General features: G+C 64.5%; 12 protein-coding genes, 1 tRNA gene and 1 pseudogene. All 14 read right to left on the bottom strand.

Annotation, left to right across the window (positions count from 1 at the left end):
- Positions 1–148, bottom strand: a 148-nt coding sequence (locus ACFWZ4_RS16355) for a GTP-binding protein (RefSeq protein WP_240732659.1), incomplete at its 3' end; no start/stop codon positions are given.
- Positions 149–198: 50 nt separating this feature from the next.
- The gene (gene fusA / locus ACFWZ4_RS16360; protein ID WP_231324159.1) at positions 199–2,316 is read right to left on the bottom strand and encodes an elongation factor G; all 2,118 of its coding nucleotides are present in this window, start codon (positions 2,314–2,316) and stop codon (positions 199–201) included.
- Positions 2,317–2,448: 132 nt separating this feature from the next.
- Positions 2,449–2,916 carry a 30S ribosomal protein S7 gene (rpsG, locus tag ACFWZ4_RS16365; protein WP_091340757.1) on the bottom strand — a complete coding sequence of 156 codons (468 nt, stop codon included), beginning with the start codon at positions 2,914–2,916 and terminating at the stop codon, positions 2,449–2,451.
- Between the two features lie 156 nt (positions 2,917–3,072).
- A complete protein-coding gene (gene rpsL, locus ACFWZ4_RS16370) occupies positions 3,073–3,447 on the bottom strand; it encodes a 30S ribosomal protein S12 (RefSeq protein WP_209620135.1) in 375 nt (124 codons plus the stop codon).
- Between the two features lie 174 nt (positions 3,448–3,621).
- The gene (rpoC, locus tag ACFWZ4_RS16375) at positions 3,622–7,836 is read right to left on the bottom strand and encodes a DNA-directed RNA polymerase subunit beta' (protein ID WP_439705726.1); all 4,215 of its coding nucleotides are present in this window, start codon (positions 7,834–7,836) and stop codon (positions 3,622–3,624) included.
- A gap of 94 nt (positions 7,837–7,930) precedes the next feature.
- Positions 7,931–12,091: a DNA-directed RNA polymerase subunit beta gene (rpoB, locus tag ACFWZ4_RS16380; protein ID WP_439705727.1), complete on the bottom strand. Its 4,161-nt coding sequence runs from the start codon at positions 12,089–12,091 to the stop codon at positions 7,931–7,933.
- Positions 12,092–12,436: 345 nt separating this feature from the next.
- A complete protein-coding gene (rplL, locus tag ACFWZ4_RS16385) occupies positions 12,437–12,808 on the bottom strand; it encodes a 50S ribosomal protein L7/L12 (RefSeq protein WP_091340748.1) in 372 nt (123 codons plus the stop codon).
- Between the two features lie 45 nt (positions 12,809–12,853).
- Positions 12,854–13,378, bottom strand: coding sequence for a 50S ribosomal protein L10 (gene rplJ, locus ACFWZ4_RS16390; protein ID WP_439705728.1), 525 nt, complete (start codon positions 13,376–13,378; stop codon positions 12,854–12,856).
- A 340-nt stretch (positions 13,379–13,718) separates the two neighbouring features.
- Positions 13,719–14,429 (bottom strand): 50S ribosomal protein L1, encoded by a 711-nt coding sequence (gene rplA / locus ACFWZ4_RS16395; protein ID WP_439705729.1) that lies wholly within the window; start codon positions 14,427–14,429, stop codon positions 13,719–13,721.
- A gap of 3 nt (positions 14,430–14,432) precedes the next feature.
- Complete coding sequence (rplK, locus tag ACFWZ4_RS16400) at positions 14,433–14,861, bottom strand: 50S ribosomal protein L11 (protein WP_019464005.1); 429 nt, start codon at positions 14,859–14,861, stop codon at positions 14,433–14,435.
- A 345-nt stretch (positions 14,862–15,206) separates the two neighbouring features.
- Entirely contained in the window at positions 15,207–15,767 is a 561-nt protein-coding gene (gene nusG, locus ACFWZ4_RS16405; protein WP_231324153.1) for a transcription termination/antitermination protein NusG, read from the bottom strand.
- A 10-nt stretch (positions 15,768–15,777) separates the two neighbouring features.
- The gene (secE, locus tag ACFWZ4_RS16410; protein ID WP_439705730.1) at positions 15,778–16,167 is read right to left on the bottom strand and encodes a preprotein translocase subunit SecE; all 390 of its coding nucleotides are present in this window, start codon (positions 16,165–16,167) and stop codon (positions 15,778–15,780) included.
- Between the two features lie 82 nt (positions 16,168–16,249).
- A tRNA-Trp gene (locus ACFWZ4_RS16415) sits at positions 16,250–16,325 on the bottom strand.
- 86 nt (positions 16,326–16,411) lie between these two features.
- Positions 16,412–16,689: pseudogene (tuf, locus tag ACFWZ4_RS16420) on the bottom strand (elongation factor Tu); the annotation flags it as partial.

Consider the following 16,689-nt stretch of genomic DNA (forward strand, 5'->3'; position numbering starts at 1 on the left):
TCGCGTCGTAGGCCTTGAATTCACCACCGAAGCGCTCGGCACCAACCTTGGTCAGCGCCGCCGTCAGCGTCGTCTTGCCGTGGTCCACGTGGCCGATCGTGCCGACGTTCACGTGCGGCTTGGTGCGCTCGAATTTACCCTTTGCCATGACTTCAAACCTCTAGGAAAGAACGATGTTATTGAAGGAGGAAAGCCTTATCAGGCCTTCTTGATGACCTGCTCGGCGATGTTGTTCGGCGCCTCGGCGTAGTGATCGAACTCCATCGTGAACGTGGCGCGGCCCTGGGTCAGCGAGCGGATGGTGGTCGCATAACCGAACATCTCGCCCAGCGGCACCATCGCGTTGATGGTCTTGCCCGAGGGCGTGTCGTCCTGACCCTGCAGGAGGCCACGACGACGGCTCAGGTCGCCCATCACGTCGCCGACGTACTCTTCGGGCGTGACCACCTCGACCTTCATCACGGGCTCGAGCAGGACCGGGTTCGCCTTGGCGAAGCCCTGCTTGAACGCCATCGAGGCGGCCAGCTTGAACGCCATTTCGGACGAGTCGACGTCGTGGTACGAACCGAAGACAAGCTTCGTCTTGACGCCCACCACCGGGAAGCCGGCCAGCGGACCGCTGGTGATCGTCTCGCGCAGACCCTTTTCTACCGACGGAATGAATTCCTTCGGAATCACGCCACCGGTGATCTCGTTGACGAACAGGAAATCGTCCTTGACGTCCGGGCTCTTGCGCTCTTCCTCGGTCATCGGCGACAGCTCGATCACCACGTGACCGTACTGGCCCTTGCCGCCCGACTGCTTGGCATGCTTGTAGTCCGACTTGACGTCCGACGCGCGGATCGTCTCGCGGTAGGCCACCTGCGGCTTGCCGACATTGGCCTCGACATTGAACTCGCGCTTCATGCGGTCCACCAGGATGTCCAGGTGGAGCTCGCCCATGCCCGAGATGATGGTCTGGCCCGACTCTTCGTCCGTGCGCACGCGGAAGGACGGATCCTCCGCGGCCAGGCGACCGAGCGCGATGCCCATCTTCTCCTGGTCGGACTTGGTCTTGGGCTCGACCGCCATCGAGATCACCGGCTCCGGGAACGTCATGCGCTCCAGCGTGATGATGTGGTCCTGTGCGCACAGCGTGTCGCCCGTCGTCACGTCCTTGAGGCCGACCGCGGCGGCGATGTCGCCTGCGCGGACTTCCTTCAGTTCGTGACGCTCGTTCGCGTGCATCTGCAGGATGCGGCCGATACGCTCCTTCTTCGACTTGACCGGGTTGTACACCTGGTCGCCGGCATTCAACGTGCCCGAATAAACACGGAAGAAGGTCAGCGAACCGACAAACGGGTCGGTCATGATCTTGAAGGCGAGCGCGGAGAACGGCGCGTTGTCATCCGCCGTGCGCGTCGCATCCTTGTCGTCGTCGTCCACGCCGGTGACCGGCGGACGATCGGCGGGCGACGGCAGCAGGTTAACCACCGCGTCGAGCATCGCCTGGACGCCCTTGTTCTTGAACGCTGTGCCGCAGTAGACCGGAATGATCTCGCTGGACAGAGTGCGCTGGCGCAGACCCTCGACGATCTCGGCCTCGGAGAGCTCACCGCCCTCGAGGTACTTGTTCATGAGCTCCTCGGACGCCTCGGCGGCCGACTCGACCATATAGCTGCGAGCCTCGGCAGCCTTGTCCGCGAGATCGGCCGGGATGTCCTGGTACTCGAACTTCATGCCCTGGGACTCCATGTCCCAGATGATCGCCTTCATCTTGAGCAGGTCGACCACGCCGTCGAAGTTTTCCTCGGCGCCGATCGGCACCTGCATCGGCACCGGGTTGGCACCCAGGCGCGCCTTCAGCTGGTCGACGACCTTGTAGAAATTGGCACCGGTGCGATCCATCTTGTTGACGAACGCAAGGCGCGGCACCTTGTACTTGTTGGCCTGGCGCCACACCGTCTCGGACTGCGGCTGAACGCCACCGACCGCGCACAGCACGAACACGGCGCCATCGAGCACGCGCAGCGAACGCTCGACTTCGATGGTGAAGTCGACGTGCCCGGGGGTATCGATGATGTTGAAGCGGTGCTCGGGCAGCGAGCGATCCATGCCCTTCCAGAACGCCGTGGTGGCCGCGGAGGTGATGGTGATGCCGCGCTCCTGCTCCTGCTCCATCCAGTCCATGGTGGCCGCACCGTCATGCACCTCGCCAATCTTGTGACTGACGCCGGTGTAGAACAGGATGCGCTCCGTGGTTGTGGTCTTGCCGGCATCGATGTGGGCCATGATGCCGAAGTTGCGGTAGCGCTCGATGGGAGTGGTGCGTGCCATGGATGTTTACCTGTTGCAGGGCAACCCTGCCCTCGATTCGTTGCGGCCGTCCGGGCCACAGCTTTTATGAGAAATCCGCCGCGAGCGACGGAGTGACTCCTTGCCGCCGCGGGCAGCGGCAAGGCAAACCGCTTACCAGCGGTAGTGCGAGAAGGCCTTGTTGGCTTCCGCCATGCGGTGCGTTTCTTCGCGCTTCTTGATGGCGCCGCCGCGGTTTTCCGAGGCTTCCAGCAGCTCGGCGGCCAGCTTGCGCGGCATCGAGGTTTCGCCACGCTTGCGGGCGGCATCGATCACCCAGCGCATCGCCAGCGCCATGCGGCGACCCGGGCGCACTTCGACCGGCACCTGATAGGTGGCGCCACCGACACGGCGGGACTTCACTTCGACCGCCGGAGCGACATTGCCCAGCGCCTTCTCGACCAGAGCCACCGGCTCGGCATTCTTTTCACCCAGATGGGTCAGCGCGCCATAGACGATGCTTTCGGCGACCGACTTCTTGCCGCTCTTCATCACCATGTTGATGAAGCGGGCGATCAGCTGGCTGCCGTGCTTGGGGTCCGGCAGGACCAGGCGGGCGGGATGGGAACCTTTACGCGACATGTTTGGAGTCCGTTGTTTTCTTGCGGACCGTCCCGTCCGCGCCGAAAGCGACCGTCGTGGCCGCATCTCATTATCTTTGCGAACATCCTGTCCGCTTCAAAAAGCAGCCATCCGTGACTGCACTCTTCGATGAAGAGCCGCCGGAATGACCGACGGTTACTTCTTCGGGCGCTTGGCGCCGTACTTCGAGCGAGCCTGGCGGCGCTTGGTCACACCGGCGCAGTCGAGGCTGCCGCGCACCGTGTGGTAGCGCACGCCCGGGAGGTCCTTTACACGGCCGCCGCGGATCAGCACGACCGAGTGCTCCTGCAGGTTGTGGCCTTCACCACCGATGTAGCTGATGACCTCGTAACCGTTGGTCAGGCGCACCTTGGCGACCTTGCGCAACGCCGAGTTCGGCTTCTTCGGGGTGGTCGTGTACACGCGCGTGCAGACGCCGCGGCGCTGCGGGCTGCTCTGCAGGGCCGGCGAAGCGCTCTTGTAGGTCTTCGGGCTGCGGTTCTTGCGCACCAGCTGGTTGACTGTCGTCATGCGAAGCTTTTCCTGAGAAACATAAAGGCAGACCGAAACTCGGTCTGCCAAGAAGCGGGAATTTAACATGGGCGCCTTGCACCAGGCAAGAAAACGCCCTGTCGTCCGTGACCCGAACACGAGGTGCATCCGTGCACCTCATTTCGTATGTCAGCGAGCAAAGCCCCTCAAGGCTTACTCGGCACCTTCATCGCTACCGGCAGTGGCTTCCGCAAAACTCATCGCGGAGGAGGAACCGGAAAGGGTTTCCAGTTCCGAGGCGGTCAACCCGCCCTGGCGACGACGCTGCGCGTGGTACGCCAGACCCGTACCTGCCGGAATCAGACGGCCGACAATAACATTTTCCTTGAGACCCCGCAAGGTATCGCGGGTGCCGCGGACGGCCGCCTCGGTCAGCACGCGGGTGGTTTCCTGGAAGGAAGCCGCGGAGATGAACGACTCGGTCGCCAGCGATGCCTTGGTGATGCCCAGCAGCACCGACTGGTACTCGGCCGGACGCTCGCCTTTGCCCTCGGCGCGATCGTTCTCCTCGTTGATCCGCACGCGCTCGACCTGCTCGCCGCGCAGATAGTGGCTCTCGCCCGGCTCGGTGATCTCGACCTTGCGCAGCATCTGGCGAATGATCGCTTCAATGTGCTTGTCGTTGATCTTCACACCCTGCAGGCGATAGACGTCCTGGATCTCCTTGACCAGGTACGCCGCCAGCGGCTCCACGCCCAGCAGACGCAGGATGTCATGCGGATTGGGCTCGCCGTCGACGACGGTCTCGCCCTTCTCCACGTGCTCGCCTTCGAACACGATGACCTGGCGCCACTTGGGAATCAGCTCCTCGTGCTCGTTGCCGTCGGCGTCCTTGATGATCAGGCGCTGCTTGCCCTTGGTGTCCTTGCCGAAGCTGACCACGCCGGAACGCTCGGCCAGGATCGCCGGCTCCTTCGGCTTGCGTGCTTCGAACAGATCGGCCACGCGCGGCAGACCACCGGTGATATCGCGGGTCTTGGAAGTTTCCTGCGGGATACGTGCCACCACGTCACCCACGCCCACTTCCACGCCGTTCTGGATCGAGACGATCGCGCCGGCCGGCAGCATGTACTGCGCCGGCACATCGGTGCCCGGCAGCTTGAGCTCGCGGCCCTTGGCATCTTCCAGGCGAACGATCGGGCGCAGATCCTTCGCGGCAGTACCGCGACGCTTCGGATCGGTCACCACCGCCGACTCCAGGCCGGTCAGTTCGTCGGTCTGGCTCTGCACGGTGACACCATCGAGGAAGTCGATGAAGCGCACGGTACCGGCCACTTCCGACACGATCGGATGGGTGTGCGGATCCCAGTTGGCCACCGTCTGGCCAGCCTTGACCGCCGCGCCGTCCTTGACCGAAATGGTGGCACCGTAAGGGACCTTGTAGCGCTCGCGCTCGCGGCCGTTGGCGTCGATCACCGACACCTCGCCCGAACGCGACACGGCTACCAGGTGGCCCTGTGCGTGCTGCACAGTCTTCAAGTTGTTGAACTTCAGCGTGCCGGTGGTCTTGACCGAGACGTTGTCCACCGCGGCGGCACGGGAAGCCGCGCCACCGATGTGGAAGGTACGCATGGTCAGCTGGGTGCCGGGCTCGCCGATCGACTGCGCGGCAACCACGCCCACGGCCTCGCCCATGTTGACCAGGTGGCCACGGGCCAGGTCGCGGCCGTAGCACAGGGCGCACACGCCATGGCTGGCCTCGCAGGTGATCGGCGAACGGACCTTGATCGACTGCACGCCGGCCTTGTCCAGCTTCTCGACCAGTGCTTCGTCCAGCAGCGTGTCGCGGGTGACGATCGCATCGTCGTCGTTGCCCGGGCCGTAGACGTCCTCGACCACCACGCGGCCGAGCACGCGCTCGCGCAACGGCTCGACGACGTCGCCGCCTTCGACGATCGGCTGCATCAGCACGCCGTCCTCGGTACCGCAATCGTGCGAGGTCACCACCACGTCCTGAGCGACGTCGACCAGGCGACGGGTCAGGTAACCGGAGTTGGCGGTCTTCAGCGCGGTATCCGCCAGGCCCTTACGGGCACCGTGGGTCGAGTTGAAGTACTGCAGCACGTTCAGGCCTTCGCGGAAGTTGGCCTTGATCGGGGTCTCGATGATCGAGCCGTCCGGGCGGGCCATCAGGCCACGCATGCCGGCCAGCTGGCGGATCTGCGCCACGCTACCGCGCGCGCCGGAGTCGGCCATGATGTACAGCGAGTTCATCGACTTCTGGTTGACCGTCTTGCCCTCGGCGTCGGTCACCTTCTCGGTACCGATGCCGTCGATCATTGCCTTGGCGACCAGCTCGTTGGTGCGCGACCAGATGTCGACCACCTTGTTGTAGCGCTCGCCGGCGGTGACCAGGCCGGACTGATACTGCTCCTGGATCTCGACCACTTCCTTCTCGGCCTCTTCCAGGATCGGCTTCTTCTCGTCGGGGATGATCATGTCATCGATGCCGATCGAGATGCCCGCGCGGGTGGCGAAGCGGAAGCCGGTGTACATCAGCTGGTCCGCGAAGATCACCGTCTCCTTCAGGCCCAGGCGGCGATAGCACGCATTGATCAGGCGCGAGATGTTCTTCTTGGTCAGCTCGGTGTTGGCCAACTCGAAGGGCAGGCCCTCGGGCATGATCTCGGCCAGCAGCGCGCGACCGACGGTGGTGTCGACCAGCGCCACCTTGCTGGTGCGCTCGCCGTTGTCGGCGATGGTGACCTGCTTCAGGCGCACCTTGACCTTGGCGTGCAGCTGCACGGCGCGGTTGTCATAGGCGCGACGGACCTCGGAGATGCCCGAGAACACCATGCCGGTGCCCTTGGCGTTCACCAGCTCGCGGGTCATGTAGTACAGGCCCAGCACCACGTCCTGGGTCGGCACGATGATCGGCTCGCCGTTGGCGGGCGACAGGATGTTGTTGGTCGCCATCATCAGGGCGCGCGCTTCCAGCTGCGCCTCGATCGAGAGCGGCACGTGCACAGCCATCTGGTCGCCATCGAAGTCCGCGTTGAACGCGGTACACACCAGCGGATGCAGCTGGATCGCCTTGCCTTCGATCAGCTTCGGCTCGAACGCCTGGATGCCCAGACGATGCAGCGTCGGCGCGCGGTTGAGCAGCACCGGATGCTCGCGGATCACCTCTTCGAGGATGTCCCACACCATCGGCTCTTCGCGCTCGACCAGCTTCTTGGCCGCCTTGATCGTGGTGGCCTCGCCACGCGCCTGCAGCTTGGCGAAGATGAACGGCTTGAACAGCTCAAGCGCCATCTTCTTGGGCAGGCCGCACTGGTGCAGGCGCAGCGTCGGGCCGACCACGATCACGGAGCGGCCGGAGTAGTCGACGCGCTTGCCGAGCAGGTTCTGGCGGAACCGGCCCTGCTTGCCCTTGATCATGTCGGCGAGCGACTTCAGGGCGCGCTTGTTGGTGCCGGTGATGGCACGGCCGCGGCGACCGTTGTCCAGCAGCGCATCGACCGACTCCTGCAGCATGCGCTTCTCGTTGCGCACGATGATGTCGGGCGCATTGAGCTCGAGCAGGCGCTTGAGGCGGTTGTTGCGGTTGATGACGCGGCGGTACAGGTCGTTGAGGTCGGAGGTCGCGAAGCGGCCACCGTCCAGCGGCACCAGCGGACGCAGGTCCGGCGGCAGCACCGGCAGCACGGTCAGCACCATCCACTCGGGCTTGTTGCCCGACTCGAGGAAGGCCTCGATCAGCTTGACGCGCTTGGTCAGGCGCTTGAGCTTGGTCTCGGAGTTGGTCGAGGCGATCTCTTCCTTCAGGCGGATGACTTCGCCCTGCAGGTCGATCGACTTCAGCAGCTCGTAGACCGCCTCGGCACCCATGCGGGCGTCGAACTCGTCACCGTGCTCCTCGGTCGCTTCGAGGTACTGGTCCTCGCTGAGCAGCTGACCCTTCTCCAGCGCGGTCAGGCCCGGATCGATGACCACGTAGGCCTCGAAGTAGAGGATGCGCTCGATGTCGCGCAGGGTCATGTCCAGCATCAGCCCGATGCGCGAAGGCAGCGACTTCAGGAACCAGATATGCGCGGTGGGGCTGGCCAGCTCGATGTGGCCCATGCGCTCGCGGCGTACCTTGGCCAGCGTCACTTCCGTGCCGCACTTCTCGCAGACCACGCCGCGATGCTTCATGCGCTTGTACTTGCCGCACAGGCACTCGTAGTCCTTCACCGGGCCAAAGATGGCGGCGCAGAACAGGCCGTCACGCTCCGGCTTGAAGGTGCGGTAGTTGATCGTCTCGGGCTTCTTCACCTCGCCGTACGACCACGAGCGGATCAGCTCGGGCGACGCCAGCGCGATCTTGATCGCGTCGAAGTCGGGCGTGGTGCGCTGCTGGTTGAAAAGGTTGAGCAGGTCTTTCATGGGTGTCTCCGGTCGGAGCAAATTCGGTAGAGGTCCGTGATGCGAGCTGAGGCTTGGTCAGCGGCCCGGCGCCAGGCGCCGGGGCCGCTTTCGATCACTTCACCTCTTCCAGGTCGATGTCGATGCCCAGCGAGCGGATTTCCTTCACCAGCACGTTGAAGGACTCCGGCATGCCGGCCGCCATCTCGTGGTTGCCGTCGACGATGTTCTTGTACATCTGGTTGCGGCCCTGCACGTCGTCGGACTTCACCGTCAGCATTTCCTGCAGGGTGTAGGCCGCGCCGTAGGCTTCCAGCGCCCAGACTTCCATTTCGCCGAAGCGCTGGCCGCCAAACTGCGCCTTGCCGCCCAGCGGCTGCTGGGTGACCAGCGAGTACGGGCCGGTGGAGCGCGCGTGCATCTTGTCGTCGACCAGGTGGTTGAGCTTCAGGTAATGCATGTAGCCCACGGTCACCGGACGATCGAACGCCTCGCCGGTGCGACCGTCGAACAGCGTGGTCTGGCCCGACGTGGGCAGATCCGCCAGCTTCAGCATCGCCTTGATCTCGGTTTCCTCGGCGCCGTCGAACACCGGCGTGGCCATCGGCACGCCTTCCTGCAGGTTGTTCGCCAGGGTCAGGATCTCCTGGTCGGACAGCGTCTTCAGGTCCACGTGCTGGACGGCACCGGCGGCGTGGCTGTTGTAGATCTGGTCGAGGAACTCGCGGATCTTGGTCACCTTCTCCTGCGCCTCGAGCATGCGCTGGATCTTGCGGCCCAGGCCCTTGGCGGCCCAGCCCAGGTGCATTTCCAGCACCTGGCCGATGTTCATACGCGAAGGCACGCCCAGCGGGTTCAGCACGATGTCGACCGGCTCGCCGTTCGCCATGAACGGCATGTCCTCGACCGGCACCACGTTGGACACCACGCCCTTGTTGCCGTGGCGACCGGCCATCTTGTCGCCCGGCTGGATGCGGCGCTTCACGGCCAGGAACACCTTGACCATCTTGAGCACGCCCGGGGCGAGATCGTCGCCCTGGGTGATCTTGCCCTGCTTCTCCTTGAAGCGACGGTCGAACTCCTCCTTGTGACGCTTGACCTGGTCGGCCGCGCGCTCGAGGAACTCGGTGACGCTCTCGTCCTTGACGTTGATCTTGAACCAGTCGTCCTTCTTCAGGCCGTCGAGGTACGCATCGGTGATTTCCGCACCGCGCTTCAAGCCGCCGGGACCGCTCATCGCGGACTGGCCAACCAGCTGGGCGCGCATGCGGTTGTAGATCGCGCCTTCGAGGATGCGGAACTGATCGTCGAAGTCCTTGCGGATCCGCTTGATCTCCATTTCCTCGATCTGCTTGGCGCGCTTGTCCTTCTCGATGCCATCGCGGGTGAACACCTGCACGTCGATCACCGTGCCGTCCATGCCCGGCGGTACGCGCAGCGAGCTGTCCTTCACGTCGGACGCCTTCTCGCCGAAGATCGCGCGCAGCAGCTTCTCTTCCGGCGTCAGCTGGCTCTCGCCCTTCGGCGTCACCTTGCCGACCATGATATCGCCGGCCTTGACCTCGGCACCGATGTAGACAATGCCGGACTCGTCCAGACGCGCCAGCGCCTGTTCGCCAACGTTCGGGATGTCGGCGGTGATTTCCTCGGCACCGAGCTTGGTATCGCGCGCGATGCAGGACAGCTCCTCGATGTGGATCGAGGTGTAGCGGTCCTCCTGCACGACACGCTCGGAGAGCAGGATCGAGTCTTCGAAGTTGTAGCCGTTCCACGGCATGAAGGCGATCAGCATGTTCTGGCCGAGCGCGAGCTCGCCCAGGTCGGTGGACGAACCGTCCGCCAGCGTATCGCCCTTGGCCACGATGTCACCGACGTTCACCAGCGGACGCTGGTTGAGGTTGGTGTTCTGGTTGGAGCGGGTGTACTTGGTCAGCGTGTAGATGTCGACGCCGGCGTCGTTGTCGCCGACCTCTTCCTCGTTCACGCGCACGACGATACGGCCGGCGTCGACCTGGTCGATCACGCCGCCGCGCCTGGCGGACACGATGACACCCGAGTCGCGCGCCACGGCGCGCTCGATGCCGGTTCCGACCAACGGGGTCTGCGAGCGCAGCGTCGGCACGGCCTGACGCTGCATGTTCGCGCCCATCAGTGCGCGGTTCGCGTCGTCGTGCTCCAGGAACGGCACCAGCGCCGCCGCGACCGAGACGGTCTGCATCGGCGAGACGTCCATGTAGTCGACCTCGGCCGCCGGACGCAGCTCGGACTCGCCACGGAAACGGCAGGACACGAAGTCCTCGATGAAGCCGCCGTTCTTGTCCAGCGGCGAGTTCGCCTGCGCGATGACGTGGTCGCCCTCCTCGATCGCCGACAGGTAATCGACGGTGTTGGTGACCTTGCCGTTGGCGACCTTGCGGTACGGCGTCTCGAGGAAGCCGTAGGCATTGGTGCGCGCGTAGACGGCCAGCGAGTTGATCAGGCCGATGTTCGGGCCTTCCGGGGTCTCGATGGTGCAGACGCGGCCGTAGTGTGTCGGATGCACGTCGCGCACTTCGAAGCCGGCGCGCTCGCGGGTCAGGCCGCCCGGGCCCAGCGCCGAGACGCGGCGCTTGTGGGTGACTTCCGACAACGGGTTGTTCTGGTCCATGAACTGGGAGAGCTGCGAGGAACCGAAGAACTCCTTCACCGCCGCCGCGACCGGCTTGGCGTTGATCAGTTCCTGCGGGGTCAGGCCCTCGGACTCGGCCAGCGACAGGCGCTCGCGCACGGCGCGCTCCACGCGCACCAGGCCGATGCGGAAGGTGTTCTCCGCCATCTCGCCGACCGAACGCACACGGCGGTTGCCCAGGTGGTCGATGTCGTCGACCGTGCCGTGGCCGTTCTTGATGTCGATCAGCACCTTGAGCACGTCAAGGACGTCGGACTGGTCGCCCAACTGCTGCACCAGCGTCTGCGCAGCCTCTTCCTTGCGCTCGGCGAAGTACTTGTGGTCGTACAGCACGCCCGGACCCAGGATCTCCTGGCGGCCCACGCGGCGGTTGAACTTCATGCGGCCGACCGCCGACAGGTCGTAGCGGTCGAAGGTGAAGAAGAGGTTGAAGAACAGGTTCTGCGCGGCGTCCTTGGTCGGCGGCTCGCCCGGGCGCATCATGCGGTAGATCTCCACCAGCGCCTCGAGCTGCGTCTTGGTGTTGTCGATGCGCAGGGTGTGCGAGATGTACGCGCCGCGATCCAGGTCGTTGACGTACAGCGTCGGCACCGTCTCGATACCGGCCTTGCGGAATGCTTCCAGCTGTTCGGCGGTGATCTCGTCATTTGCCGAAGCCAGCAGCTCGCCGGTCTTCGAATCGACCATGTCAATGGCGACGATGCGGCCGATCAGGTAATCGTCCGGCACTTCGAGCGCGGTGATTTTCTCGGCCGCGAGCTGGCGCACGTGGCGCGCCGTGATGCGCTTGCCCGCCTCCACCAGCACCTTGTCGCCGATCATCAGGTCGAAGGTCAGCGTTTCGCCGCGCAGGCGCTCGGCGACCAGCTCCAGCGTGGTGCCACCCTTCTTGCCCAGGTGGAACACGTTGTGCTCGAAGAAGATGCCCAGCATCTCCTCGTTGTTGTAGCCGAGCGCACGCAGCAGCACCGTCACCGGCAGTTTGCGGCGACGGTCGATGCGGGTGAACAGCGCGTCCTTCGGGTCGAACTCGAAGTCCAGCCAGGAGCCGCGGTAAGGAATCACGCGGGCGGAGAACAGCAGCTTGCCCGAGCTGTGCGTCTTGCCGCGGTCGTGATCGAAGAACACGCCCGGCGAACGGTGCAGCTGCGAGACGATGACGCGCTCGGTGCCGTTGATGATGAAAGTGCCGGTGTCGGTCATGAGCGGGATCTCGCCCATGTAGACCTCCTGCTCCTTCACGTACTTGACGGCCTTCTTGGAAGCCGGGCTGTCCTTGTCGTAGATCACCAGGCGCACGGTGGTGCGCAGCGGCGCGCCGTAGGTCATGCCGCGGTTGCGGCACTCGCGCTCGTCGAACGCCGGCTCGCCCAGGCGATAGTCCACGTACTCGAGGGCGGCGTTGCCCGAATAGCTGGCAATCGGGAACACCGACTTCAGCGCGGCGTGCAGCCCCTTGTCCTCGCGCTTCTTCGGCGCGACGTGCTCCTGCAGGAACTCACGGTAGGAATCGGTCTGGATGGTCAGCAGATTGGGCACGCCCAGCACGGGCGGGCGCTTGCCGAAATCCTTGCGGATGCGCTTCTTCTCGGTAAACGAGTAGGTCATGGGGTGACGCCTCGGTTCGCAGTGGCGCCGGTGGTGCACACACCGGCAAAATGGTTGAAGACTAGAAATTGGGAATCACGATTGAGGACTCCGATGAATCCGCAGTCGAGATGCCCAAACTTCAGAGCGTCCGTGCCTTGTGTGTTCGGAAAGGGCTCCGCCCTCTTCGAACTCGCCGGTCCAAGGGCCGGCTCCAACAACCAGGCGCAGGCACCTGGTTCGCAGCGAACCATCCTCCGGTCCGCAGGTGGCGGCGAGCCGCCATCCGTAACGGGCAAAGCCCGGGGACTTTCGTCCCCAGGCTCGCTTGACGCTAAGCCAAACTGACGGCGCGCAAGGCGCCGATTACTTCAGTTCGACCGTGGCGCCGGCAGCTTCCAGGTCCTTCTTGAACTTGGCAGCGTCTTCCTTCGAAGCGGCTTCCTTCACGACGCCACCGGCTTCGGTCAGGTCCTTCGCTTCCTTCAGGCCCAGGCCGGTGATGGCGCGGACAGCCTTGATCACGTCGACCTTCTTGTCGCCGGCGGACTTCAGGATCACGTCGAACTCGGTCTGCTCCTCGGCAACCGGGCCGGCGGCGGCCGGGCCGGCGGCCATCATGACCGGGGCGGCGGCGGTGACGCCAAACTTCTCTTCGATGGCCTTCACCAGGTCCATCACTTCCATCAGCGACTTGGCGGCGACGGCGTCGACGATCTGTTCGTTGGTCAGGGACATTTTGTTTTACCTCTGGAAATTATTTCGTTTGGAAAGGTCGGCGAATCAGGCTTCGACAGGGGCTTCTGCGGCGACTTCGCCACCACCCTGCTTGTCGGCCACGGCCTTGACCACGCGGGCGAACATCGAAGCCGGCTCGGCCAGCACGCGGGCCAGCATCGCGAGCGCCTGCTCGCGGGTCGGCAGCGAGGCCAGCACTTCGACGTGCTCGGCGGGCAGCAGCTTGCCCTCCACCGAGACGAGCCGCGGCTTGAGCTTGTCGTTGGTCTTGGCGAATTCCTTGATCAGACGCCCGGCGGCACCGGGTTCCTCGGTCGAGAACGCGTACAGCAGCGGACCGGTCAGGGCGTCCTTGACGACCTCGAACTCGGTACCGGCCACGGCGCGCGACACCAACGTGTTCTTGACAACCTTCAGGAACACGCCCGATTCGCGGGCCTTCTTGCGCATCGCGGTCATCTGCTCGACCGTGGTGCCCGCGTACTCGGCGGCGACCAAGGAGTGGGCCTTGGCGGCGACGTCTGCCAGCTCGGCGACTACTTCTTGCTTCTGGGACAGATTGAGAGCCATTGCACTCCTCCACTTAGAACTCCGCTCACGGCTCCTGCCGCTTGCGGTCCTGAGCGACGCCGTCCATGACGTCGGGGACACGACGTGTCCCGGGTGATGGCCTTTCCAGAACGTGCATTCCAGAAAAGGGCAGCACCATCTACGCCGGCTGGCCTTGCGGCCGATTAAGCGATCGAGGTGAAGCGGCGACGGCGATTCCCTGCCATCAACGAGCTCCCTGCCCGTCGTCGTCGCGCATCGATCACGCCTGCGGTCTTTGACGGCTGCCCCGGCCGGAGCCAGGGCTGCCCTCAAAAACTTGCCTGCGGACCCGACCGGGCGCGCAGGGCTTGAACTTGTCTTACTTCGCGGCGGCCGCGCTCAGCGAGGAGGTGTCCACCGGCACGCCGACGCCCATCGTGCTGGACAGGGCAACCTTCTGCAGGAACTGGCCCTTGGCCGCGGCCGGCTTAGCCTTGAGCAGGTCGCCGATCAGCGCATTGAGATTGTCCGCAAGCTGCGCGGCCTCGAAGTTGGCCTTGCCAATGGTGGCGTGGATGATGCCCGCCTTGTCGTTGCGGAACTTCACCTGGCCGGCCTTGGCGTTCTTCACCGCGGTGACCACGTCGGCGGTGACCGAGCCGTCCTTCGGGTTGGGCATCAGGCCGCGCGGGCCAAGCAACTGGCCCAGCTTGCCGACCACGCGCATGGCGTCCGGCGTGGCGATCACGCGACCGAAGTCGAGGTCACCGCCCTGCATGCGCTCGGCAAGGTCGTCCATGCCGACCGCATCGGCGCCGGCGGCCTTGGCGGCCTCGGCCTTCTCGCCCGCCGGGCAGAACACGGCGACCTTGATGGTCTTGCCGGTGCCGTGCGGCAGCAGCGAGGAACCACGCACGCCCTGGTCCGACTTCTTGGCGTCGATGCCGAGGCGCACGGCCACGTCGACCGACTCCACGAACTTGGCGGTAGCGTTCTTCTTGATGATGTTCAGGGCGTCTTCCAGCCCATAAACCTTGCCCGGCTGCACAGCGGCCTGGGCGGCCTTCATACGCTTGGTGATCTTTGCCATGTCTTAACCCTCCACCACCAGGCCCATGCTGCGCGCGCTACCGGCAATGGTGCGCACTGCAGCGTCCAGATCCGCAGCCGTCAGATCCGGCTCCTTCTGCTTCGCAACGTCTTCGAGCTGCTTGCGGGTGATCTTGCCGACCTTGTCGGTGTTCGGCTTGGACGAACCCTTGGCGACGCCGGTGACCTTCTTGATCAGCACGGTGGCGGGCGGGGTTTTGGTGATAAAGGTGAAGCTGCGGTCCGAATAGGCCGTGATGATCACGGGGATCGGCAGGCCCGGCTCCATCTTCTGCGTGGCGGCGTTGAACGCCTTGCAGAATTCCATGATGTTGAGGCCGCGCTGACCGAGGGCGGGGCCCACCGGTGGCGACGGGTTGGCCTGGCCGGCCTTGACCTGCAGCTTGATGTAACCGACGACTTTCTTTGCCATGGGATTTTCCTTGCGAGTGCTGGCGCCTTGCGGCTCCTCGCGTGCTTGCCTTCCAGGCGGTGGAGAGCCCGCTTCCATGCAGGCCGTCGAAAAACGAACACGCCGAGTCGAAAGACTTCGGCGTGGAACCGCGTAGTTTAAGGAGTGATCAAGTTTTAAGCAAGTGGCGGGCCAGCGAACGCTTGGCTCCCTCTCCCCTCCGGGGAGAGGGCTGGGGTGAGGGGCGGCTCTTTGCCAGGAGAGCGGATCGGAGCGGGACCTTGATGGGGCTTTCCCGCGAGCCCCGACCCCTCACCTCAATCCTCTCCCCGGAGGGAGAGGAAGCAGAGCGGCCTCCCGCCAGCCTCAGGCTTTCTCGACCTGCCCGAATTCGAGCTCGACCGGGGTCGAACGACCGAAGATCAGCACCGCGACGCGCAGGCGACTCTTCTCGTAATTGACCTCTTCGACCACGCCGTTGAAGTCGTTGAACGGGCCTTCGGTGACGCGGACCATCTCGCCCGGCTCGAACAGCACCTTGGGCTTGGGCTTTTCCACGCCCTCGCGAACGCGGCTGAGGATGGCGTCGGCCTCGCTGTCACGGATCGGCAGCGGGCGGTCGGCCGTACCACCGATGAAGCCCATTACCTTGGGCGTTTCCTTGACCAGGTGCCAGCATTCGTCGTCGATGCGAGGCGACTTGCCCTCGGTATCGGTCTCGATCTGCACCAGCACGTAACCCGGGAAGAACTTGCGCTCGCTGCGGCGCTTCTGCCCGCCGCGCATCTCGATCACTTCCTCGGTCGGCACCAGCACTTCGCCGAACTTCTCTTCCATGCCAGCACGTGCAATTCGCTCCGACAGCGACTTGCGGACCTGGTTCTCGAAGCCCGAGTAGGCGTGCACGACGTACCAACGCTTGGACATGGGCTACTCCTTACGAACCGAGTTTCAGCAGCCAGTCCAGCACGACCGACTTGAGGATCAGGTCGATCAGGCCCAGCAGCAACGAAAGCACGATCACGACCGCAATGATGACGAGCGTGGTTTTGAGGGTCTCGTCGCGCGTCGGCCAGACGACCTTGCGCATCTCGAACTGGGACTCGGCGATGAAATTGCGAGCCTTGCGACCTGGGCCTGTGAACGCACCGATCGCCATCGCTACTACCAGCGCGACAAGCACGCCAGCCAGCCGCACGGAGCCAGGGACCGTGTTGTCGAACCAGGAGTAGGCGAAGATGCCCGCCGCCAGCACCAGCACTGCCAGCACCAGCTTGCCGATATCCGCCGCACTCGTGCCGCGGGGCTGTTCTGCCTTGGTATTCATTGCGCAGTGACCGGTGGAAGGAGTCGCCGAAGCCGGATGGCCCATCGACGCCTACCCGCACCCGTCATCGGTCCTCGAAAGATGGCACGCCAGGAGGGACTCGAACCCCCAACCTGCGGTTTTGGAGACCGCTGCTCTGCCAATTGAGCTACTGGCGTATCGGTAAAACGGATCGGAAGCGGGAGCCGGCGTCGACAGGCGCGTTGCGCTCGCGATACCGGCTCCCGGTTTCCGTATGTACAGCTTACTTGATGACCTTGGCCACCACGCCGGCGCCGACGGTACGGCCACCTTCGCGGATGGCGAAGCGCAGGCCCTCGTCCATCGCGATCGGGTGGATCAGGCTCACCACCATCTTGATGTTGTCGCCCGGCATGACCATCTCCACGCCCTCGGGCAGCGTGACCGCGCCGGTCACGTCGGTGGTGCGGAAGTAGAACTGCGGACGGTAGCCCTTGAAGAACGGGGTATGACGGCCACCCTCGTCCTTGCTCAGCACATAGACCTCGGCCTCGAAGTCGG

This window comes from Frateuria sp. GZRe12, assembly GCF_051900535.1.
Lineage (GTDB): Bacteria > Pseudomonadota > Gammaproteobacteria > Xanthomonadales > Rhodanobacteraceae > Frateuria_A.

Bases quoted from the DNA above. Each gene is read 5' to 3' on its own strand.
- fusA (WP_231324159.1), bottom strand. From the start codon at position 2,316: ATGGCACGCACCACTCCCATCGAGCGCTACCGCAACTTCGGCATCATG.
- rpsG (WP_091340757.1), bottom strand. From the start codon at position 2,916: ATGTCGCGTAAAGGTTCCCATCCCGCCCGCCTGGTCCTGCCGGACCCC.
- rpsL (WP_209620135.1), bottom strand. From the start codon at position 3,447: ATGACGACAGTCAACCAGCTGGTGCGCAAGAACCGCAGCCCGAAGACC.
- rpoC (WP_439705726.1), bottom strand. From the start codon at position 7,836: ATGAAAGACCTGCTCAACCTTTTCAACCAGCAGCGCACCACGCCCGAC.
- rpoB (WP_439705727.1), bottom strand. From the start codon at position 12,091: ATGACCTACTCGTTTACCGAGAAGAAGCGCATCCGCAAGGATTTCGGC.
- rplL (WP_091340748.1), bottom strand. From the start codon at position 12,808: ATGTCCCTGACCAACGAACAGATCGTCGACGCCGTCGCCGCCAAGTCG.
- rplJ (WP_439705728.1), bottom strand. From the start codon at position 13,378: ATGGCTCTCAATCTGTCCCAGAAGCAAGAAGTAGTCGCCGAGCTGGCA.
- rplA (WP_439705729.1), bottom strand. From the start codon at position 14,429: ATGGCAAAGATCACCAAGCGTATGAAGGCCGCCCAGGCCGCTGTGCAG.
- rplK (WP_019464005.1), bottom strand. From the start codon at position 14,861: ATGGCAAAGAAAGTCGTCGGTTACATCAAGCTGCAGGTCAAGGCCGGC.
- nusG (WP_231324153.1), bottom strand. From the start codon at position 15,767: ATGTCCAAGCGTTGGTACGTCGTGCACGCCTACTCGGGCTTCGAGAAC.
- secE (WP_439705730.1), bottom strand. From the start codon at position 16,167: ATGAATACCAAGGCAGAACAGCCCCGCGGCACGAGTGCGGCGGATATC.